The sequence below is a fragment of the Pediococcus argentinicus genome, assembly GCF_001437605.1.
Taxonomy (GTDB): Bacteria; Bacillota; Bacilli; order Lactobacillales; family Lactobacillaceae; genus Pediococcus; species Pediococcus argentinicus.
On record NZ_JQCQ01000016.1, the window covers coordinates 1 to 21,262 of the forward strand.

23 protein-coding genes and 1 other annotated feature are annotated in these 21,262 nt (G+C 35.5%); of the genes, 15 read left to right on the forward strand and 8 right to left on the reverse strand.

The window, feature by feature from the left end; translation table 11 throughout:
• Nucleotides 1-211: 211 nt before the first annotated feature.
• Nucleotides 212-438: a binding site (T-box leader), on the reverse strand.
• 133 nt (nt 439-571) lie between these two features.
• The 3 genes from IV88_RS04975 to IV88_RS04985 are packed head-to-tail and all read left to right on the forward strand — an operon-like array spanning nt 572 to nt 3,170.
• Entirely contained in the window at nt 572-1,741 is a 1,170-nt protein-coding gene (locus IV88_RS04975; RefSeq protein ID WP_057799397.1) for an Ig-like domain-containing protein, read from the forward strand.
• A 2-nt stretch (nt 1,742-1,743) separates the two neighbouring features.
• Entirely contained in the window at nt 1,744-2,877 is a 1,134-nt protein-coding gene (locus tag IV88_RS04980) for an Ig-like domain-containing protein (RefSeq protein WP_057799398.1), read from the forward strand.
• Nucleotides 2,878-2,891: 14 nt separating this feature from the next.
• Entirely contained in the window at nt 2,892-3,170 is a 279-nt protein-coding gene (locus IV88_RS04985; RefSeq protein ID WP_057799400.1) for a hypothetical protein, read from the forward strand.
• A 1-nt stretch (nt 3,171) separates the two neighbouring features.
• Here IV88_RS04985 and IV88_RS04990 read toward each other — a convergent pair whose 3' ends face one another.
• Nucleotides 3,172-3,396, reverse strand: coding sequence for a hypothetical protein (locus IV88_RS04990; RefSeq protein WP_057799402.1), 225 nt, complete (start codon nt 3,394-3,396; stop codon nt 3,172-3,174).
• Between the two features lie 276 nt (nt 3,397-3,672).
• Entirely contained in the window at nt 3,673-3,927 is a 255-nt protein-coding gene (locus IV88_RS04995) for a GlsB/YeaQ/YmgE family stress response membrane protein (protein ID WP_057799404.1), read from the reverse strand.
• A gap of 212 nt (nt 3,928-4,139) precedes the next feature.
• Here IV88_RS04995 and IV88_RS05000 point away from each other — a divergent pair, with 212 nt between their 5' ends.
• From IV88_RS05000 to IV88_RS05040, 9 genes are all read left to right on the forward strand, one after another.
• Nucleotides 4,140-5,126, forward strand: coding sequence for a LacI family DNA-binding transcriptional regulator (locus tag IV88_RS05000; protein ID WP_057799406.1), 987 nt, complete (start codon nt 4,140-4,142; stop codon nt 5,124-5,126).
• A gap of 161 nt (nt 5,127-5,287) precedes the next feature.
• The gene (locus tag IV88_RS05005; RefSeq protein WP_057799408.1) at nt 5,288-6,037 is read left to right on the forward strand and encodes a sugar phosphate isomerase/epimerase family protein; all 750 of its coding nucleotides are present in this window, start codon (nt 5,288-5,290) and stop codon (nt 6,035-6,037) included.
• Nucleotides 6,038-6,050: 13 nt separating this feature from the next.
• Nucleotides 6,051-6,293 carry a hypothetical protein gene (locus IV88_RS05010; RefSeq protein WP_057799410.1) on the forward strand — a complete coding sequence of 81 codons (243 nt, stop codon included), beginning with the start codon at nt 6,051-6,053 and terminating at the stop codon, nt 6,291-6,293.
• Between the two features lie 12 nt (nt 6,294-6,305).
• Nucleotides 6,306-7,580: a transporter permease gene (locus IV88_RS05015; RefSeq protein WP_057799412.1), complete on the forward strand. Its 1,275-nt coding sequence runs from the start codon at nt 6,306-6,308 to the stop codon at nt 7,578-7,580.
• Nucleotides 7,581-7,595: 15 nt separating this feature from the next.
• Nucleotides 7,596-8,552, forward strand: coding sequence for a sugar kinase (locus IV88_RS05020; RefSeq protein WP_057799414.1), 957 nt, complete (start codon nt 7,596-7,598; stop codon nt 8,550-8,552).
• Nucleotides 8,553-8,586: 34 nt separating this feature from the next.
• Nucleotides 8,587-9,210, forward strand: coding sequence for an orotidine 5'-phosphate decarboxylase / HUMPS family protein (locus IV88_RS05025; RefSeq protein ID WP_057799416.1), 624 nt, complete (start codon nt 8,587-8,589; stop codon nt 9,208-9,210).
• On the forward strand, nt 9,207-9,749 hold the full coding sequence (gene hxlB / locus IV88_RS05030) for a 6-phospho-3-hexuloisomerase (protein WP_057799418.1): 543 nt from the start codon (nt 9,207-9,209) through the stop codon (nt 9,747-9,749). Before IV88_RS05025 ends, hxlB begins: the two co-directional genes overlap by 4 nt.
• 13 nt (nt 9,750-9,762) lie before the next feature.
• Complete coding sequence (locus IV88_RS05035) at nt 9,763-10,710, forward strand: NAD(P)-dependent oxidoreductase (protein WP_057799420.1); 948 nt, start codon at nt 9,763-9,765, stop codon at nt 10,708-10,710.
• A 254-nt stretch (nt 10,711-10,964) separates the two neighbouring features.
• Nucleotides 10,965-12,158: an iron-containing alcohol dehydrogenase gene (locus IV88_RS05040; RefSeq protein WP_057799422.1), complete on the forward strand. Its 1,194-nt coding sequence runs from the start codon at nt 10,965-10,967 to the stop codon at nt 12,156-12,158.
• A gap of 43 nt (nt 12,159-12,201) precedes the next feature.
• Here IV88_RS05040 and IV88_RS05045 read toward each other — a convergent pair whose 3' ends face one another.
• From IV88_RS05045 to IV88_RS05070, 6 genes are all read right to left on the reverse strand, one after another.
• Entirely contained in the window at nt 12,202-12,576 is a 375-nt protein-coding gene (locus IV88_RS05045) for a hypothetical protein (RefSeq protein ID WP_057799424.1), read from the reverse strand.
• Entirely contained in the window at nt 12,569-12,889 is a 321-nt protein-coding gene (locus IV88_RS05050; RefSeq protein WP_057799426.1) for a hypothetical protein, read from the reverse strand. Before IV88_RS05050 ends, IV88_RS05045 begins: the two co-directional genes overlap by 8 nt.
• The gene (locus IV88_RS05055) at nt 12,882-14,189 is read right to left on the reverse strand and encodes a Y-family DNA polymerase (protein WP_057799428.1); all 1,308 of its coding nucleotides are present in this window, start codon (nt 14,187-14,189) and stop codon (nt 12,882-12,884) included. Before IV88_RS05055 ends, IV88_RS05050 begins: the two co-directional genes overlap by 8 nt.
• A gap of 99 nt (nt 14,190-14,288) precedes the next feature.
• The gene (locus IV88_RS05060) at nt 14,289-15,434 is read right to left on the reverse strand and encodes a GGDEF domain-containing protein (protein ID WP_057799429.1); all 1,146 of its coding nucleotides are present in this window, start codon (nt 15,432-15,434) and stop codon (nt 14,289-14,291) included.
• A gap of 22 nt (nt 15,435-15,456) precedes the next feature.
• On the reverse strand, nt 15,457-16,812 hold the full coding sequence (locus IV88_RS05065; RefSeq protein WP_057799431.1) for an FAD-dependent oxidoreductase: 1,356 nt from the start codon (nt 16,810-16,812) through the stop codon (nt 15,457-15,459).
• Between the two features lie 21 nt (nt 16,813-16,833).
• Nucleotides 16,834-17,514 (reverse strand): EAL domain-containing protein, encoded by a 681-nt coding sequence (locus tag IV88_RS05070; protein WP_057799433.1) that lies wholly within the window; start codon nt 17,512-17,514, stop codon nt 16,834-16,836.
• 174 nt (nt 17,515-17,688) lie between these two features.
• Between IV88_RS05070 and IV88_RS05075 the strand changes: the two genes are divergently transcribed.
• The 3 genes from IV88_RS05075 (at nt 17,689) to IV88_RS05085 (ending at nt 21,258) form a co-directional block, all read left to right on the forward strand.
• On the forward strand, nt 17,689-18,717 hold the full coding sequence (locus tag IV88_RS05075) for a hypothetical protein (protein ID WP_057799436.1): 1,029 nt from the start codon (nt 17,689-17,691) through the stop codon (nt 18,715-18,717).
• A gap of 164 nt (nt 18,718-18,881) precedes the next feature.
• A complete protein-coding gene (locus IV88_RS05080; RefSeq protein ID WP_057799438.1) occupies nt 18,882-20,810 on the forward strand; it encodes a BglG family transcription antiterminator in 1,929 nt (642 codons plus the stop codon).
• On the forward strand, nt 20,803-21,258 hold the full coding sequence (locus IV88_RS05085) for a PTS sugar transporter subunit IIA (RefSeq protein WP_057799440.1): 456 nt from the start codon (nt 20,803-20,805) through the stop codon (nt 21,256-21,258). Before IV88_RS05080 ends, IV88_RS05085 begins: the two co-directional genes overlap by 8 nt.
• Nucleotides 21,259-21,262 lie beyond the last annotated feature (4 nt).

The window sequence follows — 21,262 nt, forward strand, 5'->3', positions numbered from 1 at the left end:
CTCTTGACTTATTACCTTAGGTCTTTTAAATTAAAGCGGCATTGCGTAATAATTGCAATAAAAGTGTGATAGCAATGCCTATAATTATACGCTTCTCGCATTAATCTGAAACAGTCAAATTAACAAAAATAGTGTGAAATCCACCTCCTTTTAGAAAAGAAAAAAGAGCTATTCAAAAAATGAATAACTCTACTAAAATTTATTTATGAATAATAAGGACGTGTGACCGCGGTACCACCTTACTTTGGAACAACTTCACAATTGTTCTCTCATTCAGTTAAATAACTGAGTGCGGTAATGGGCACAACCATTAAGTGCTAATCTGATGACTCACACCTACGTAATAATCTAGACCATCTTCAGTTTATATTTTTGATTTCCTCGCACCATTCGGAAACTCTCTGAACTAAATATTAAACTTACTCATCAAGAAATTAACGTTAATTATTAATTTATGATTAGAATTCTAGCATTCTTAATTTGATTGTCAAATGGCTTTAAATAAACGATTGAGTGTGAAAGGCAAAGGAAGTATAATTCTATAAGTAATATATTAACGACGGAGGATGAAATGGCTATTAAGAAGACACTAATTTTAGCTGGTCTGGGATTGTTTTTAGTTGGTCTATCCCCAGAAGTACATGCTCAAAAAGTAACAACACCCAAAGCAACGGTGCAAAAGTTGTATAAGGATGATACATATGTGAGCGGGAAAGCTGCTAACACAAAGACTATTAAAGTTATTCTTGGTAAGCGAGATATAGGCCATACTACGCTTGGAAAAAACAAAAAGTTTCATATCAAGCTTAAGAATAAACTGACAAACGTTAAGAAACTTCAAGTGCTATTAACTAATAAGCATGGACAACAAAAGGTCAAAACTATCGAAGTGAAGCCTTTGAAGACTAATAAAATTAAGAATTGTACTGTCATGGCGTCACCGGATTATGCTTTACGGCCAACTAAAACGGGTTATGTTGAGGTTAATGTTGATGCCACCAGTGATTGGACCAAAGGTAGTGTTGTTGGCTTGAAATATATGGACGGTAATAACGAATATGGAGACCGCACTTATAAAAAAGCGAATTTCCGTCTTGTTAAGGGTAAAGTCGTTAGAGTTCATGTGACAGCCAAACATTATAAAGCAAAGACGATTAAAGTTAAGGTGTCTGAGTATATCAACAATCGTGATTTTTATCATGATGGCGCAACTAAAATGATTGCCCTAAGAGATTTACGTATTTTAAAAAATGGGCCAGTCATCAAGCGTAATACTGAATTTACGTATGTTCACCACTATAAGGGCTTTAACGAAAGTACACCGCAGACACATGAGATGATGAATAAAAAAGGCTTAAACGCTATTAAAGACGAACAGATTTATGTTAACTATCAGGGAAATCAATATCAGCTACAACCGGTTAACAAAAAATTTAAAGCAAAACAGTCTTTATATCGACGTTATCATCAAAATAATTTGCAAATAGAGCGTCTAATTCAAAATTTAAAATCAATTGTTATAGTGGATAGTTGGATGAATAATTTTAGTTATGAAGGTTTAGTTAACGAGAATAAACTTACCATAAACTCAACAATGTCACCGGATAACACGGTTATCGGTGCTAAGGGCGCAACGTGGAATAAGTATTCGTATAAAAAAGGAAAATTAAAAAAAGTCGCGACTTTTAAGGGCCGTGACGATGGCAATTGGGCTAAAGATGATCCGTGGGAGGAATATTAATTATGTTTAAAAGAGGAACCGTTGCATTAGCAACAATCTTAATGGGAGTAGGGTTGGCTGGTAATTTAAATATTGCTCATGCTAAAACTGCTGCAACACCAAGCATTACAACTCAAAAATTATATCAAGACGATAATACCGTTGCTGGCAAAGCATCTAAAAATGTTCAAGTTCAGGTTTTGAATGGTAAAAAAGTAATCGGTAGTGGAGTGACAAGTAGTAACGGTTCGTTCAAGATTAAATTGAATACAAGCTTGAAGAAGATTAAGTCATTGAAACTAAAATCAACAGACGCAATCGCTGATGTGAAGGTTAATGGGTTGAAAACGAATAAGGTGAAAGCTTATGTTACTGATGCTGCCGGTGCTCACAACAGACCGAATCCATCGGTTATACCAAGTGCCGAAGCAAGTAGTGATAATGATTCACGCACCCAATTAGTAATCAAGGGATATAAAAATATCAAAGTCGGTGGAGAACTTACACCAGCAATCAAATATATAAAACCTGGTACAAAAGTTTCTGTATTAGTTACTGCAAAACACTATAAGCCAGTTACAAAGGTTACAAGGGTTGTAGAAAATATTCAAAATAGTGAATTCTTTACAGCTGGTAAATATCAATTAGTTGCTTTAAAAGATATGAAGATTCTTAAAAACGGACCAGTTATTAAAAAGAATAGTCAGTTCACTTATCAACATTTATATAAAATTCCAGTCTACAACGACAAACTCAGTATGCAAGCTAATAATAAAGCTGAAACTTCTGCAATAAAAAAAGAAAAGATTAATATTATTTATCGCGGAAAAACGTATCAATTAAATCCAATTAGTACTAAAAATAAGGGGACCAATACTTATACAAAAGTGCTTTTGGCAAATGACATGCAAATTAATCGTCTGGTACAAAATGCAAAAAAGATTTTAGTGCTAAAGAATTGGCTGGCTAATATAACTTATGGCATTGATAACGGCAATAGTAAACCATGCTTTGTTAATACAACTTTAAAACCAAATAAGTATATTGATGGTAATGGAGCAACATGGACTCAATATTCATACAAAAACAAAAAGGCTAAAAAAGTAGCAGCTTATAAATATCAAATAAAGACTGGCAAATGGATCAAAGTTAAATAAGGAAGCGGAATATTTTGTACAAAAATCCAATCTCTAAAAGTGCACTAAAAAAGGCTTTTCGTGACACAATCGTTGTACTTATGATTCTACTAGTTGCTAATTTACTACATGTAGGAATTGAATTAATCGTCTTTGTTGTCTGGGTAATCTTTATATTCAGCTGTGACTATCGCGTACGTGTTAATTATGAACAAAAGCACAGTATTCCATGGGCAATTTGGACATTTGTAATGACTTTTCTTGCAGTATTAATCTTTGCCGCAGTTGCAGGCGTACTTATTTCGAGGCGTTAGTTTATTGAGCTCGCTTATGAACAACAACGGTTTTAATATTACATTTCTTTATTAGGGTTGTGTATTGAACTTTGTCGGCAACCCACCGATCAGAAGCATCAAAGTGCAAGATTTGAACAATGACGTGATTGTCCATAATCCGTTTGACCTTACCTAAAAATGGTTTAGTGAGATCATCTGATTTATTGCATTGGACGAGGTTACCGATTTGAATTGGATTATCCATTAATAGGCCTTCTTTCTTTTTATCTTATAAAAATAATATCATAATACTTATACATGATGAACGGATACACTCAATAGATAATAAAATGAAATGCTGATGTAACGCTAAATTCAAACAATATTCATACTATAATCATTCGTGATTGTAGTGGAACGAAGAGATTCAAAGATACTGAATTTAACAGTGTTTATAAATGTAAAAATAGATACAAAAAATGACTGACCGTCACAAGCAAGTTTGAAGTGCTCCATAACGGTCAGTCATTTTTAATCAAGTTTATTTAGTTTTACGCATTCCGAAGATTGCCGAAACAATCAATACTAGAACAATTGCACCAATTAATGATGGAACAATTGCCATTCCAGCAAGTGATGGACCCCACGAACCTAATAATGATTGTCCAATCCAGGCACCGACTAATCCGGCAATAATGTTACCAAAAATTCCAGCAGGTAAATCACGACTGGTAATTGCTCCAGCAACGGCACCAATAATTCCACCAACGATCATAGACCATAACCATCCAAGTATAGTTGACGCTCCTTTCGATAATCCAGTGCTATTAATAAATACAATTAACTTTATTGTGTTTTTAACGTAACATGATTAGTAAGTTAACCGCAAAGATGTTGCTTATATATTTGATATGTAATACCTAAATATAATTAAATAAATGATCATTCTTATGTTTTATCAGTTTAATTCTGATAATATGAAATTAAGATAAGAACGGGAGATAGGATATGAATAAAGTCACGATTCAAGATGTAGCGGACGCGGTTGGTGTTTCTAAAGCAACAATATCTAGATTCTTAAACGGTCAACGTGGGCGAATGAGTAAAGAAACTCATGATAAAATTCAGAATACTATTGAAACAATGGGCTATATTCCTAGTCAGCAGGCACGTGCATTAAAGTCTAAGCATTCTAATTTAATTGGACTTGTTGTAGCTGATATTGGCAATCTCTATACATCGTTTTTAATTAAAGGAATTCAAATGGTTTTAGGGCCACAGGACTATCAACTTTTGATTTCTGATGCAGCCAATGATCCGAAAATTGAGCAAGACGCATTAGAAAGATTTATTTCACAAAATGTTGATGGAATTATTTTGCAACCGCAAAGTAATCAGAGTTCCAGTTATGGTTTTGTTGATCAAAAACGAATCCCAATGGTTCTAGTAGACCGTAAAACGACTCCCTTGCAATGGTCAATGGTTGCTTCAGATGATTATGCTGCATCGGTTCGACTAGCGAATAAATTAGTCGAGTCGGGATATCAAAGGTTTGTCGTCGTATCTAATCCAGTTGCTGGAAAATCAACCCGCGAGTTACGATTGAAAGCTTTTCAATCAGTGGCAGATAAAAACAAAGTTGAGCTCAAGTTAATTGAAGTTGATATTGAAGATTCAGCCGTTGAAGGTTTAATAGACTACCTAAAGTCATCGCAACAAAAAACAGTTATTTTTGCTACCAACGGTCGTGTTTTAAATAATTGTGTAGCTTATCTAAAAGAAAATAAGATTGAAATTCCTACACAAGTCGGCATCGTTGGGTACGATGATTCTAATATGGGGATGTTAATTGATCCGCCACTGAGTACGATTGATCAACATCCAAAGATGATTGGACAACAGGTGGGAAAGCTAATCTTAGAGCAGTTAAAAGATAAAAAAGAACCAAATATCCAAGAAGTTAAAAGTGATATTGTTGTAAGAAAGTCATTTTAATAAGACGTTTTTCATCATTGCGATGAAGACGTCTTTTTTATTCGGGCGTCTTTTTTATTTTACATAAAGTGAATATTTTACTTGACAATTTTTTGAAAGCGCTTACTATATGAGTTAAGGATACCGGTTTCCTAAATATGACGAAATCAGAGGATTTTAAAATGAGTACAAGAAAAATATCCGCCAATTTACTTTTGTTAGTTAACGAATGGAACAATGGAAAGACACAGGCTGAGATGATTTCTGAGCTTGATTCGATGGATTTTTCAGCTGTTGAAATTAGACGAGAATATTTTAGAGACCTTGTACAAGAGATCCCTGAAATTAGTTCAGTAGTACAAAGTAGAAACTTAGATTTATATTATAGTGTCCCGGACGAAGTTTTCGTTGATGGAAAACTCAATCCTAAGTTGGAAGAGTACCTCAAAGAAGCACAACAAATGAACGTTTCTAAAATCAAATGGAACATTGGTGATTTTGAACATTTTTCAGGTAATTTAAAAGAAACGTTAGAACCACTTATGAAATATGGAATCGAAATTAATATTGAAAATGATCAAACCCAGACTAGCGGTCGGATTGAGCCAATCAAGAAGTTCATGAAGGCAGTTCAAGATAGCAACAGCGATATCGGATATGTTTACGATTTGGGTAACTGGCCTTTCACAGGTGACGATGCCATGGAAGCATCCAAAGAATTAGGTCAATTTGCTCGTTATATCCACGTTAAAGACGTTGAAATTACAGATGGAAAACCTGATGTAAAACCATTAGATGGTGGACAGATTGATTGGAGATCCATTTTAGATGTATTACCAAGTGACGTACCGATTGCTTTAGAATATCCAGCCGATAGTTTACAGGTTATTAAAAATGGAATTGATAAATTAGAGGAAGCAGTAGACAAATAGAGGAGGTGCCATTATGGCTGACAAACAGATGCACATCGATCCAGAAAAATTTGCTGGTTTGTTCTTACAAACAACAGACATTAGTAATTTAGGTGAAAATGAAATTCAAGGATTAACCAAGAAAGCTTTAGCAGCGTATCTTTCGGCGTATTACTTAGCAGATAAATTTAATAATCAGGAAAAAGAATTTTTTGAAGATAAGACAGACAAACGTTCGGTATATCAGCGAATCATTAGTGAATTGAACCAATACTAGGGGGAATCTATGATGGTTGAAGCAATTACAGGCGGCTTATTGATTCTTTCATTTGCAGTATTTATCTACTACGCAATGAAAGGTGGTAATTTAACAGTTGGCTTCTTCATTATGGCAGTTCTGTGGGTTGTGATTGGAAGAATTCCATTGCCAGTTGCAATCGACAAGGTTTTTACACAGCCAGTGCTAGATTACGGTAAAACAGCTGCAACAATTATATTTGGGTCATGGTTTGGCCGTGTTTTAGTTGAAACAGGGATTGCAAGCAGTATTACACGTAGAACTGAAGTTGTAGGTAAAAAGAGTCCAGTATTAGCAACAATCTTAATTGCATTAGTTACATTCTTGATTTTCTCGGGAGCTTATGGTGTCGGATCAGCAATTGCCGTTGGTGTAATCCTCTTCCCAATTATGTTTTCAATGGGAGTTCCACGCCGACTAGCAGTTTCGGTATTCACACTATCCATTGGTGCTGCAATGTACATCAATAACGTGTTGTTTGTTCAATTCCAGGTATTCTTTAAAGGTGTTGAATGGGGCAATGAATATTTGAAATTTGGTATTCCAGCAGCAATTATTCAAATGACTGTCGTTATTATCTTTATTCTTATCAATAGCAAAAAGATTAGAAATGGAAAACCAGAATTAGTAGCAGAAACTGAAGAAACGGATACTAAGGAAGTTTCACCAATCACGTATGTATTACCGATTGTCCCAGTTACACTAAGTATTTTATTAAAATGGAATTCAATTCCAGCATTGATTCTTGCTACATTATTAGCCATGTTAATGACTGGTCAGATGAAGACCTATGTTCGTTTCGTTAAAGTTATGAATGATACAGTAAAACAAGCTGTTAGTGATATTGCTGGATTATTGATTATGTTGTTTGTATTAACTATGTTCCAACAAGCAGCAGTATTATCTATGAGTGGATTCACAGGATTCTTCAAAGCAATTATTCCAACCAACCATCTTGTTTTAATTTTAATCATGATGGTTATCGCACCACTTTCATACTTCCGTGGACCATTAATGCTTTATGGTGCTGGAGCTGCAACTGCATCAATCTTTGTTGCAACAGGATTATTCCCACCATACTTCTTATACGGATTGTTAGTAGTTCCAACCATGATGGCTGTTTCAGCAGATATAACACAGTCATGGAATCTATGGTCAGTTGAATATGCAAAATTAGATACAAAGACATTCTTGAAGACGGGATTACCTTGGGCCTGGTTAGCAACAGCGTTGAACTTACTACTAGTATTTTATATGTATCACTAGAAAGGAAGATTAATTATGAATGAATTTATTACAATCGGTGAACCTATTGCACTTTTTGCCTCAGAAGATATGGATGCATCACTAAAAGATGCTACTACTTTTCACAAATATTTAGCAGGTGCAGAAGTAAATGTTTCCGTTGGAGTTTCTCGTTTAGGACATCAGGCACAGTATTTAACTCGAATTGGTTCAGATCCATTTGGTGAATTTATTAAAGACGAGTTAGCTAAAAATAATATTGGTACTGACTACATTGAAGAAACTAGCGATTATTGGACCGCTTTCCAACTTAAAGACCGTGTTTCAAAAGGTGATCCAAGTATTTACTACTTTAGAAAAGGTTCCGCAGCAGCACATTTTGATAAAAATGTATTAGATAAAATTGATTTTTCAGACACTAAATTCGCTCATTTATCAGGAATTTTTCCAGCAATTTCTGAACAAGCATATGATGCATTTAACTACTTAATTGAATTGTTGCATAAAAACAATGTTCGGACTGCATTTGATCCAAACTTGCGTCCACAACTTTGGAAGGATCAAGCAACCATGGTTAAAACTATCAATGAGTTAGCTAAACAAGCAGAAATTATCTTGCCAGGCGTTGGTGAAGGTGAAATTCTAACAGGCAGTCGTGACCTTGAAACTATTGCTGATTTTTATCTCAAACAGAGTGATATTACTCAAACAGTTGTAGTTAAAGATGGACCTTCAGGAGCTTTTGTTAAAAATAAAGATGGCGAAAAGTATCACGTGGATGGCTTCAAAGTTGACCATGTAGTTGATACAGTTGGAGCTGGAGATGGATTCGCATTAGGACTAGAAACAGCCTTACTTGAAGGACTTTCAATGAAAGAAGCTGTTCAACGTGGCAATGCAGTTGGAGCCTTCGCCGTTCAAGCACCTGGTGATAATGATGGTTACCCAACTCGTGCACAGTTAGATGAGTTTTTAGCTAAAGAAGCTAAGTAGATGTTAAAATTATAGAGAGTTCGGGGTGTTTAGGATGCAATTACAAGTTGCGATTGATCGTGTATCACTTGAAAAAGCAGTGAGCTTAGCAAAACAGTTAGATGGAGTAGTTCCAATTATTGAAATGGGAACTTCATTGGTCAAAGATTATGGATTTGATGGGATGGTTGCTATGCGAAAAGCAATTAACCACTCAAAATTACTAATCGATTTAAAGACAATTGATGAGGGACAGTATGAATTTGAACAAGGATTTAAAGCCCAAGCCGATTTACTGACAGTCATGGGAGCTAGTTCTAAAGCAACGTTGGATACGACCTATGAGACTGCTGAAAATGCTAGTGGAACGATGATGATTGACTTGTTGGAAATTGATGATGCCAAAATAAAATTGATTTCTAATTATCCTAATGCCGTTTATTTGCTCCATCACAGTGTTGATCGAGCTGACCATATCGATGTGGAACAAGCAGTTACGGACTTTACCAATCAATTGCCACAAGTTAAACATGTCGCTGTTGCTGGTGGCCTGGATTTGCAGGCGGTTAAGCAACTTGCTAAGCAGGGTAAAACTGAGATTGTAATTGTTGGATCAAAAATTATTAAATCACCAGATATTATAAAGAGTGCAAAAGAGTTTATGGAGGCAATTCAATGAGTGTTGTGAATGATGTAATGAAAGAAATTAATACTGTTATGGAATTAGTTGATGAAAGCCAATTAGATGACGCGATGAATTTAATTACGAAGGACAAAAGAATTTTCGTGATTGGAGCTGGTCGTTCTGGTTTTCAAGCTAAGGGATTTGCAATGCGTTTGATGCACATTGGTTATCAAGATTATGTAATGGGTGAAACTATTACTCCTTCGATTGCTAAGGGCGATGTTTGGGTTGCTATTTCTGGATCTGGAACAACAAAGTCGATTGTCGCTGACACTGAAGCAGCTAAGAAACTTGGATTACAAGTTATCGCTTTGACTAGTGAAATTAACTCACCACTAGCAAAATTAGCTGATAAAGTTATTATCGTGCCAGGAGCAACTAAAACAGGTTCAGGAGTTAAGTCAATTCAATTATTGTCGACGCTATTTGATCAAACGGTCCACATTACTTTGGATACACTATGTCTTAAATTAGCTCGTCGCGATGATACAAGTAATCAAGATGCTTTAAATGAACATGTAAACGTTGAATAACAGGGAGTAAATAATGAATATCTTAACTAAAATGCCATTACATGAAGATGACATAAAACAATTAGAACAGCTGGGCGATTTTCATATTTACACAGATGAAAGCCTCCCGAAAGACTTAGAATCTAAAGTGGATATTATTTATGGATGGAGTCCCAAAGCTGCCCAAATTTTACATGGCACTAATCAAGTTAAGTATATTCAAACGTATTCTGCAGGAGTAGATTATTTACCAATCAAACAGTTAGTAAGAGATAAGGTATTAGTAGCTAACAGTAGTGGTATTCATGGCGAGGTAATTGGGGAGTCTGTTCTGGGATACTTGCTATCATTTGGACGTGGTATTCATAGTGCAGAACGAGCTAGTTATAATAAACAATGGCACCATCAGGAAATTCGAGCTAATTTATTCACATTGACCAATAAGGTAGCTTTAATTTATGGTACTGGTCATATTGGTTCAGCAATTTCACAGATGCTACAACGATTTGGCGTGAAAACGGTCGGAGTTCATCGTCATTCTAATCAAGTGGCTGCATTTGATGAAACGATTAAGAACGAAAATGCACATACTAAGTTGTCTCAAGTTGATTTTGTAATTAACACATTACCGCTAACTAAAGAAACAACGCATATGTTTAATGCCGCTTTCTTTAAACAGATGAGCACGGATGGCATTTTTATTAACGTAGGTCGCGGTGGCTCAGTTGATACGGATGGACTTTACCAGGCATTAGAGCAACACCAGATTAAAGGTGCTGCTTTGGATGTTGTTGAAGAAGAACCATTAGCAATTGATTCTAAATTATGGGAATTAAGTAATCTGATTATTACACCGCATGTTTCTGGTACCGTACCTCACTTGCGAAGAGAGATGTTTAAAATCTTTTATCCTAATTTGAAGAGTTTTTTAGATAATCAAACTCTGACGATTAATCAGGTTGATTTGGAAAATGGATATTAAATATGAGAGTGGGAAAAAAGGCGCTTTGATTCTGAGCAATAGCATAGAAAGCCGAATGATTTATACTTGGAATCGTTTGGATTTCGTAGCTATGCGCAAGAGTCAGCCTTGTTTCCCCGATTTAGGATATTAAAGTTAGAAAAGTCTGTAGCAAAAATTTTTGCTACNTTATTGGAAACATAATGATTGACCTAAAGTTAACTCCAGGGTCTATAATAAGACCATAACTAACAGTTATAAGGAGGAACCATTTGATGGAAAACTTTAGCTTTAAAAATGATACAGATATTCGATTTGGAACAGGTAGAATCGAATCTGAATTACATGATGCTGTTGCTCAATTTGGTGACAAGGTCTTACTAGTTTATGGTGGACATTCAATTAAGAAGTCAGGACTATATGACCAAGTAAAAAATGTTTTATCTGACTTAAAGATTGTTGAATTACCTGGAGTTGAACCTAACCCAAAGATTGCATCTGTTCGTGAAGGACAGAAGTTAGCACAAGAAAATGACGTTGATGTTGTTTTGGCAGTTGGTGGTGGCTCAGTAATTGATGCAAGTAAGGTAATCGCATCAGCTAAGTTCTACCAAGGAGATCCATGGGATTTAGTAGTTAACGCCAATGGTGCAGATCGAATGAAATTAGATCAACTACCAGTTGTCGATATTTTAACTCTTTCAGCCACAGGTACTGAAATGAACTTTGGATCTGTTATTTCTAACCCAGAGACACACCAGAAGTTTGGTACTGGCGGTCCTCATACACCAGCAATTTCATTCTTAGATCCAAAGTTGACATACACAGTTTCTAAGTGGCAGACAGCAGCTGGTTCAATGGATATCTTCAGCCATTTGATTGAACAGTACTTTAACCGTACTGAAAACAACGATGTTTCACGTGGAATGATTGAAGGATTGATGCGTTCTGTTTTGAAATGGGCACCTGTTGCACTCGATGAACCATCTAATTATGATGCTCGTGCTAACCTGATGTGGACAGCAACGATGGCATTGAACGGTATTGTTCGTTCAGGTAATAAGGGTGGTTGGACAGTTCATTCACTCGAACATGAATTGTCAGCTTATTATGATATTACTCATGGAGTTGGTTTAGGAATTTTAACTCCTCGTTGGATGAAATTTGCATTGAAGGATTCATCTACAACAGCGCTCTTTGCTCGTTTTGGTCGCCAAGTTTTTGATATTCAAGAAGCAGATGATCAAAAGGCTGCTGAAGCTGCAATCCAAGCTACCTATAACTGGATTAGTAAGTTAGGCTTCCCAATGACTCTTCCAGAAGTCGACATTAAAGATGAAACCAACTTTGATGCAATGGCTGCTAGTGCCGTTAAAACTGGTTCATTGGATAAAGTTGCTTACGTAACTATTCGAGTTGATGATGCTAAGGAAATCTATCGTGAATCAATGAAAAATGGTGATTTTTAATTTGAAATAGGGACGATTATAAGCTAGCTGCTTGTAGTCGTCCCTATTTATTTACGCTTCTAATATTATCCAACTCTATAACGATGTCACTACTCAAAAACAGTAAATCTTCATCGTATCCTTGAATATAGCCATAAAACTCAGGCTCAAATTCACCATTTTTGTTTTTAGTATTAGTTTGAATATGAATGGGATAACGTTTAATAACAGCTTGCTGCAGGCAATCACTAATATCAGAAGTGCTCATTTGATCTGGAATAATTACTGCTGCACGTTTCGCTTTCTCTTTAGCCTGTTTATTTAAAGCACTAGTATGATCTGACAAATAGTATCCTTGCCATTTAATAACACCACGATCTTTATAATATGAGTTAAAAAAGAGTTGGACCTTTTTGGGGTCGTAAGATTGATTACTCAACTTCGGATGCCTTTCTTTGGATTAATTTTTGCGATTTTGGCCAGTATAGTTTATCGAACCCACCAAACTTAATTGTTAGTTGGGTTCTTTTTTTTAGCTCGTCAATAATTCCTTCTAAGTGTTCGAGATGATAGTCCTTAACTGTGTGCAAAGGGATGGAACGTTGACGGCCAAACTTTTCTTTAGCGTAAAAGAAAAAATTATAGGTGTCGTCGAAACGATCATTGTAAACCTCAATCCAATACATGGTCTGATACTTATGTTTAAAAAGTTGTTCAACGCGTCCCCAAATAATACTTATATCATCATTCATATGCATTTCCTCCGTTATGTCCACCGACTAAATTGGCACGATTGATAGCAGTTCCACCAGCAGTTAAACTACGCGCGTAAATCAGCGAAGTGAATCCAAATCGTTTGCGAATGTCGTCTAAAATATATTCTGATTTTTGTTCTTTAATTTGTTCTTCTGGATCTTTAAAAATATCTAATTGCTGTCCGGTATTAGCACTGAGACGACCGGTGTAAACAGCAATGTTCCGAATGGTTTCGTGCTGCCATAGTTCTTCAAACATACTAATGAGATACTCAACAATTTCCTTATCACTGTCAGTTGGTTCAACAGTTCTTGATTTATGAAATCCGCTCCGACCAGTATCTTGTGAAGAAGCGTATGAAAAACCAATTCCAAGTGAAATTACACCAGCTTTTCGATGGTGATGGCGCAATCGCGAAGCAACTTGTTCACCAATCTCTTTAATTACGGTTTCGATTTCAACTTGGTTACGATAATCGCGCGGTAAAACCTGTGAATTACCTAGACTAGCTTCTTTAGGCTTGTGTTGTTTACGTAAATTACTTCGATCAACCCCCCAAGCAGTCGCAAATAATTGGGCACCCATTAATCCCATTTCTGCTGTTAAAACAAATGGATCTGTATGAGCGAGTTCGTCCATATTGTGGATATGTATTCGACTTAAATGTTTAGCTGTGCGAGATCCAATTCCCCAGACATCAGTAATCTCAGGAATCTTCCAAATTGTTTCTGGCACGGTTTGATAATGAATTTCTCCAATTCGACTAGGGTCCTTTTTAGCAAAATTATCTAATGCCAATTTGGACTGAACCGGATTATCGCCAATTCCAATCGTTAAATACAAACCCAGTTCTTCATGAACAATATCCATAATCTTTTCGGCTACCTCACGCGGTGAGTTACCAAACAAACGCCATGAATGGGTTAAGTCTAAAATGGATTCGTCGATTGAATAAGGCAAGAGATCTTCGTCGGCAACGAATCGACGAAAGATATTATTAATTTCCAAATTACGTTCGATATAAAGATTCATACGAGGTGGGACTACGAGAATATCGTCATCAATAGGTAGGTCTCGTTGGCGTGATACATTGGCCTTGAGATGGAAACGGCGTTTAACTTCGGGTGAAGTTGCTAAAATTAAACCACCATTAGTATTTTCCTGTTCACTCATCACAACTAAGCAAGTATTTAACGGATTTTTACCACGCATGGAGGCCTCAACGCTGGCGTAAAAAGACTTATTATCAATTAAAAAGTAAACTCCATGGGGTTCATTTTTAAAATCATAGTCCATAACTTCACCTCCAATTCAGATATTTATGACTCTATTATACGAACGTATGTTTGTAAAAGTCAATTAAAAAAGCTGACCTAAAAGCCAGCTTTTTGTTTTCTATTTATCAAAATTTATTTGATTACGTCCCTGTCCCTTAGAACGATAAAGCATTTGGTCAGCGCGCTCGTACAAGGTGTCATCATCTGTATCAGCATTACGTAAAGTTGCTACACCAACCGAAATAGTCAGTGAAATTGATTCATTATTATCAACATTAAAGCGCGACTGTTGAACCTGGTTTTGAAGCGTGTGACTAAATTCGTAAATAGTTTCAGCATCCTGATTTGTTAACAGAATATCAAATTCCTCGCCACCAACGCGATAGACAGTCGCATTGGAAATTCGAGTAGCTTCGTTTTCTAAAACCGAACCGAGTTGATTTAAAATTCGATTGCCAGATAGGTGACCGTATCGATCATTAATCTTTTTAAAATGATCCAGATCAATAGCAATTAAAGTCATTGGAGTACCGTTTTTACGTGCTAAATGAAGCTGTTGGCGATAATCCTCAGAAAAAGAAGTGTAGTTCTTTAAATTAGTAATGGAATCAACGGTTGCTTGTCTAGTAATTGTTTTTAAATGAGCCCTCGCATCGGTCATTCTTGTGATACCAATGGATAAACCGAGGTTCATAGCAACAAAAGCGATAATGTTAAATGTAACCATCTTATCAGAAACAATCCCAAAACTTGGAATTTTATTGAAGTAGCAGAACATCCAGAATAAGATGGCAAACACATCAAGAATAAAGGACCATTCAAACAATGTCAGTTGTAGCTGATGCACAGCGTACATGAACGCACTGATAATGATATAACAAATCCCAATAATTAGCAGGTAATAGAAAGATTCCAGCACCAAACCATTTAAAATGACATGGGAGAGTCCAGTTACAAAAACTACTAACGCACTAGAACGCTGACCGAGAAACATGACAACATAAAACAGCATCAGTAGCCTAAAGTTAGCAAAATTATATTGGTTATGTTGACTACTAGCCGATATTTCAAAGTATAGGGCGACCAGTGAAAAGTAGGTGGCACCCAAAGCATGTAACTGCAGATTGAAATCAGAATAGCGTTTGTAATGATTGTCAGTGTAGTTAATAAAGGCGTTCATAATTAGTTGGAATAAGAGTACAACGCCTAAAACAAAAAATACACCAGTTAGAAGTGGCTGTAAAAGCCAAGCATGTTGAGTCAATCTAGAACCTCCTTAGATTGATTTATGAGTTAGTGCTACTTTCTTTATCAATGGCTATTTGAGCCACTAAGTTTAGATAGTTAAACGGATAATCGTAATTAGGTTGAAATAGCATATCGATATAAGCTAAATCATCAATTGTGTTTTGATTCTGAATGATTACGGAAATAGTGTTGGCCGACTGTGCAATCTCGTGTTTGCTAAATAGTTGGGCACCTAAAACTTTTCGACTGTCTTTGTCATAAACCAAAACGATTTTGATTTTTTCAGTACTAGGCATATATTCCGGACGGTAAAAGCCATCATAAGTAACAGAATCAGCATTTAAACCTGCTTTCTGTGCTTGATTCAAATTCAGACCAGATGAAGCTAAAGTATAGTCGAAAATTTGCATGGCAGAAGTAGACTGGGTGCCCATGTATTTTTGAATATTCCCAAAAATATTGCGTCCCGCAAGAACACCTTGTCTAACAGCATTAGTGGCTAGTGGCATGTAAGCACTCTGACCAGTTGGATTGAAATGCACGGAACTAGCATCCCCGGCGGTATAAATATCTGGGTTGGAAGTTTGCATGTATTCATTGACTAGAAGCGCTCCGGTACGATCCATATCCACTTGATCACGGAGAAGGATAGTATTAGCTAGAAAACCGGTGGCGACAATTACTAAGTCAGCGGTGTGACTTTTGCCAGATGTTTCAATTTTTATTTGTGATGTCGTTTCATCATTATAAAAGGCTTGAGCACGTTCGTTTAAATAAATATGAACGCCTTGATTTTCTAGTAGTTCAGTCACGTGATTTGATAAGTCTTGATCTACATAATTGTTCAAGAGTTGTTTGTTACCCTGAATTAAAGTCACTTCATGATTGGTACGAGCATAGCTTTCAGCAAGCTCTACGCCGACATAGCCACCACCGATAATTGCAATATGATGGTTGTATTTTGCGGTTTCAAAAATTGCCTGCGCTTGAGCGTAGTCTTTGCACAATAAAACGCGTGAGTTATCAATTCCGAATAGTGGTGGAACCGATACGTATGAACCGGTAGCCATAATTAATTTATCGTATTGATCAGTGAAAACTTGATTAGTTAACAAGTTCTCGACAGTTACTGTTTTAGAATCACTATTGATTTTAAGTACATCATGATTTGTTTTAACGTTGGCACCCATATTGGTGAGTTCCTCAGGACTGGAATAGAACATGTCTTCCAAATGTTTAACTTGTCCACCCAAGTAGAGCGATACCCCGCATGATAGAAAGGAAACATTGTCATGTCGCTCGTAAATGGTGACGTCAGTTTCAGGGTGTTCTTTTAAAATTTGTTGAGTTGCAGCTACGCCAGCATGGGTACTGCCAATAATCAAAACTTTCATAGGATCTACTCCTCGATTCAGTTAGCTAGGATCAGTTGGATTGATTTTTAGTAAATGTGGTTTACCATAAAAATATCCTTGGCGAAAATTAATTTCTAGATCGTCTGCGATTTCGTCATCGTTAGTGTTCTCGATGCCCTCCAAAATAAATCGCATATGATTTTCATGTGCAATGCTTTGCCAATATAGAACCTGATGTTGTAAATCAGCATCGCTAAAGTCTTTTTCAAAGTTCTGTAAGGCAAACTTAATCTCGGATGCATACGGAATGATGCGGTGAGCCCGCTCAATCTCATTTTTTCCAGTACCGATGTCATCGATTGAGATATCAATTCCACGAGCAATTAATTCTTCTAAGCTGGGTTTTAATGTTTCCCAAGTTACACCATTATCACCGGGTTCTTCAGTTAATTCGATGGTTAGACGTACTGGACGCAATAAGTCCTGTGATTTAATTAATGCAGCCCTGATTTGCGGGTTAACCATTTGAGTTCGGTTTAAATTAACAGAAACAGCACCGATTTTAAGTGCTAATTTTTCAGTAGTACCCACTAATACTGTTGAAATAGTATCGGCTGGGATTTCTGAAAAATATCGGGGTTTCTGCCATTGGTTATTTTGGTACTTTTTCATCAGTAATTCATAGCCAATTAATGAATTAGTGAACTTATCTAGTTGAGGCTGAATAAAGTAACGATACATAAAGACTCCTTGTGCTTAAATAATATTTAAATTGTCCCATAATTTGTGATTTTAGCAATATATATGGCTACTAGATGGAAATTTAAAGTGAAATGTTCAAATCTAAGAGATAGATAGTGTATACTATTACATTGTAAAAGTAATGGATTAACAGATATGAGGGGAATATTTTTTATGAAATCAAGAACACTCGTTATCGCAGCTGCTTTAATGTCCACAATGGTATTGGCTGGATGTGGTAATAACTTGTTTAGTCACATGACATCTAATTCAAGTTCACAATCAAGCAAGTCTAGTTCACAGAGCTCATCTCGAGACAGTAGTTCTGACGACACAAGTGCAACAACTAATAAAGATGCTGAAACAAAATCAATTTTTGATAAATACTTTAAAAACAATACCTTAGTAAGTACGACTTCTGATACACAGATTCTAGCTATCACAAAGAGTAGAGATTCTGGTTACACTTTTACTGGAAAACATACTGATGAAACAAATGAATGGACGTTGGATGAAGATACTTTAATTGATGTTCATTTCAAAATGAAGGGTAGCAAACAGATTGAAGTTTCTGGTGATAAGATTGGTCAATCCGCTCAATCACCAACAACTTTGAAACTAAATGAAGACGGTACAATTACGGACGAAGTAACTGGTACTAGCTACCGAATCATGCATGAAAAATTAGACGATTACGAGAAGAAACATGGTATCTTAACCGATTCTTCAAGTAAGGTTGCTAATTCGGATGAACTAAAGACCGAAAAGGCTGTTACAAAACAAGAAGATGCTACTAAGAAAGCCTTTAAAGCTAGTGATAGTACAAGCTCAGATGACAAATCGAAAGATAAAGAAAGCTCAAGTAGTAGTGCTACTTCAGAAAGCAAAACATCTGAGAGTTCTAGTTCAAATGCTAGTCAAAGCTCAAATCAAGGATCAAGCTCAAAGGGAAATACTAGCCAATCAACTAACAATAGTAATTCTAGCAATTCGGGCCGAGCAAGTAGTGCCGCTAGTTCAGCCATTGCTCATCAATTCCGTGGTTTGATTAAAGCTGGCGGTGGTGATAACAGTGCCATCAGTGACGCGCAACTTAACCAATATGCTAAGAGTGCTAATCTAAGTGGCGATGGCCATTACACATACAGTCAATTACAAAAAGCTTATCCAAAAATTGGTGGTAGCGCTGATTCATTCAAATAGGACTAATTAGGGTTCAGAAAATGCATAAACTTAAAAAGTTTATGCATTTTTTTATGTACACATATGAATAATTCTATAAAGTATACTTTAATTAGTGCACTTTGTTACATATTTAAAAAAGCACTTGCGTGATATATTGAAAGCGTATTCAGGAGGTGAATTCAATGTATGAATCAATTGAGGATTTAAATGAAAAAGAAATTCAAATTATTAGATTGATTATAAAAACTGGAACAGTTCATTATTCTAATATATCTAAACATATTGGAAGGTCACGAAAAACGATTTCAAAGTATTTGGACAATATTGCATCTCTAGTTCCTGCATATTCCACTACACTGGTTAGAAAACGAAATGTTGGAATTTACTTTGAAGGAGATTTAGTGAAACTCCAAAGGGCAATACAAAAGTATAAATATACTGATACTCCAAATACTAGAAGTGAGAGAGTTATTGCTATTCTTTCAAAATTACTATTAGCACAAGGACCGATAACTATTCAAGATTTGGCTGATAGCACGTTTGTTAGTAGAAGCACACTTGAAAGCGATTTTAAAGAGGTTAAAAGAGTGCTTTCAAAAGCAGATGCAATTATTAAAAATACACATGACGGCATGGAAGTAATTGCAACTGAATCTGCTAAACGAAAGTTAATGTCAAATCTCTTAACTATGTATTGGGGAGATACCACATATTTGGAGAATACGAAAGGAGAGGTGCATCGTAAATTAAATATACCACCGGATATGAGATCTTTTTTTAGTAAAGATACTTTTACAAAAGTATTAACAACATTGGATCAATTTGAAAGAAATAGTTTGCTGAACTTTACAGACTATGAATATCAATCATTAGCTATCCATTTGATAATTTCTATGGAAAGAATTATTAAAGATAAAACATTGGAGGAGAGCAAGTACGATACAAAGCTTGAACAAGAAACTACTAATTTAGTAAAAATGCTAGAAGATAATTTTAAAGTGGAGATACCTGAATATGAACAACAATATATAAATATTCATATTTTAGCTGCTGAAGGCAAGCTAATTAGTGAAGATAAGTTTAAGAATTATAACGGTGAATTACAACAGAATGTTGTTCATGATTTTTTGAATGATAATCTTCGCAATAAAGATGAAATGTTATTACGCGGTCTTACAGTGCATCTAACGTCCGCATTAAAACGATTATCTCTAGGACTAAATTTAAATAATCCATATACACAAGATATAAAGAAATTTTTCCCATTAGCATTTAATAATGCTATTGATATTAGTGCAAAAGTAGAAAAAAGTTTTGGCATTACTTTGAATGAAGATGAAGTGGCTTTTATTGCATTGCACATTGAAGCATATATTGAACGTCAAAAAAATATAATTAATGCAGTAATTGTTTGTAGCACCGGACTAGGAACTGCTCGTCTGTTGGAACAGCGAGTCAAAAAGTTCTTTTCGGATACGATTCAAATTAATCGTGTAACGTCAATTCAGAGCTTAAAAGAGCATCCAATCGTAGAGGATTTGGTTATTAGTACTATTAATATTGAAGTTCAAAATGTACCTGTCGTTGTAGTTCCGCCATTTCTTGATACTGGCTCTGCAAAACAAATAAAAAGTGTATCAGATAACATTCTGTCTTTGAAAAACAATTCAAATAGTTTTGGACAACTGTTAAATAGGCAAATGATGTTTTTTGCTAATAAACCTGAAAATAGATCAGATGTTATTAGAAACATAGGAGCTAAATTACAAGATTTAGGGTATGGAAGAGATGGAATAGGTGACGCCGCAGTTCATCGTGAAACTCTTGCTAGTACAGCTATTGATAATGTTGCCATGCCCCATGCTCCCTTAGAATTTGTTTCAAAATCATGTATAGCTATTTATATAAATCCATATGGTATAGCGTGGGATGGTAATGAAGTCAATATAGTATTTTTTCTAGCAATTAATAAAGATGTACAGGATCAAATTGAACAGATATACAAAAGATTTAATGACATTTTGGAATATAAAAAAATATTAAAGGAGTTAAAAAAAGCAAAAACTCCGCAAGATGTTTTAAGAAATATAGGAGGTGACTTGATTGAATAGTAATTTAGTTGATTTTATTTCAGAAAAAAACATTGTGATGGATTTACATGCTGAAACCAGAGATGATGCAATTCATCAATTAGCATTGATTTTAGAAAAAAACGGAAGTATATCGAATTCGGAAGATTTTTATAAAGACGTTTTGTATCGTGAGTCGTTAACAACTACTGGAATTGGAAATAATATTGCCATTCCACATGGCAAAAGTAAATCAGTTATTAATTCCACAATGTTGTTTGCAAAGAACTCTAAGTTATTGGATTGGAATTCATTAGACGGCAGTAAGGTGAATGTTATTTTTTTGATGGCTGTTCCAATAGAGTCAAAAGGAGACGAACATCTAAAAATGCTTGCAAAACTATCTGGAAAACTGATGGATGATGAATTTGTCAAAAGTATTAAGGAAGCAAAAACAACAGAAGATATTTTGAAGATTATTAGGGATTAATTTT

Bases quoted from the DNA above. Each gene is read 5' to 3' on its own strand.
- IV88_RS05070 (WP_057799433.1), bottom strand. From the start codon at position 17,514: ATGTATCGTTACTTTATTCAGCCTCAACTAGATAAGTTCACTAATTCA.
- IV88_RS04990 (WP_057799402.1), bottom strand. From the start codon at position 3,396: ATGGATAATCCAATTCAAATCGGTAACCTCGTCCAATGCAATAAATCA.
- hxlB (WP_057799418.1), top strand. From the start codon at position 9,207: ATGAGTGTTGTGAATGATGTAATGAAAGAAATTAATACTGTTATGGAA.
- IV88_RS05020 (WP_057799414.1), top strand. From the start codon at position 7,596: ATGAATGAATTTATTACAATCGGTGAACCTATTGCACTTTTTGCCTCA.
- IV88_RS05080 (WP_057799438.1), top strand. From the start codon at position 18,882: ATGTATGAATCAATTGAGGATTTAAATGAAAAAGAAATTCAAATTATT.
- IV88_RS05035 (WP_057799420.1), top strand. From the start codon at position 9,763: ATGAATATCTTAACTAAAATGCCATTACATGAAGATGACATAAAACAA.
- IV88_RS05025 (WP_057799416.1), top strand. From the start codon at position 8,587: ATGCAATTACAAGTTGCGATTGATCGTGTATCACTTGAAAAAGCAGTG.
- IV88_RS05040 (WP_057799422.1), top strand. From the start codon at position 10,965: ATGGAAAACTTTAGCTTTAAAAATGATACAGATATTCGATTTGGAACA.
- IV88_RS05000 (WP_057799406.1), top strand. From the start codon at position 4,140: ATGAATAAAGTCACGATTCAAGATGTAGCGGACGCGGTTGGTGTTTCT.
- IV88_RS05005 (WP_057799408.1), top strand. From the start codon at position 5,288: ATGAGTACAAGAAAAATATCCGCCAATTTACTTTTGTTAGTTAACGAA.
- IV88_RS05055 (WP_057799428.1), bottom strand. From the start codon at position 14,189: ATGGACTATGATTTTAAAAATGAACCCCATGGAGTTTACTTTTTAATT.
- IV88_RS05065 (WP_057799431.1), bottom strand. From the start codon at position 16,812: ATGAAAGTTTTGATTATTGGCAGTACCCATGCTGGCGTAGCTGCAACT.
- IV88_RS05015 (WP_057799412.1), top strand. From the start codon at position 6,306: ATGGTTGAAGCAATTACAGGCGGCTTATTGATTCTTTCATTTGCAGTA.
- IV88_RS05050 (WP_057799426.1), bottom strand. From the start codon at position 12,889: ATGAATGATGATATAAGTATTATTTGGGGACGCGTTGAACAACTTTTT.
- IV88_RS05010 (WP_057799410.1), top strand. From the start codon at position 6,051: ATGGCTGACAAACAGATGCACATCGATCCAGAAAAATTTGCTGGTTTG.
- IV88_RS05075 (WP_057799436.1), top strand. From the start codon at position 17,689: ATGAAATCAAGAACACTCGTTATCGCAGCTGCTTTAATGTCCACAATG.
- IV88_RS04980 (WP_057799398.1), top strand. From the start codon at position 1,744: ATGTTTAAAAGAGGAACCGTTGCATTAGCAACAATCTTAATGGGAGTA.
- IV88_RS04975 (WP_057799397.1), top strand. From the start codon at position 572: ATGGCTATTAAGAAGACACTAATTTTAGCTGGTCTGGGATTGTTTTTA.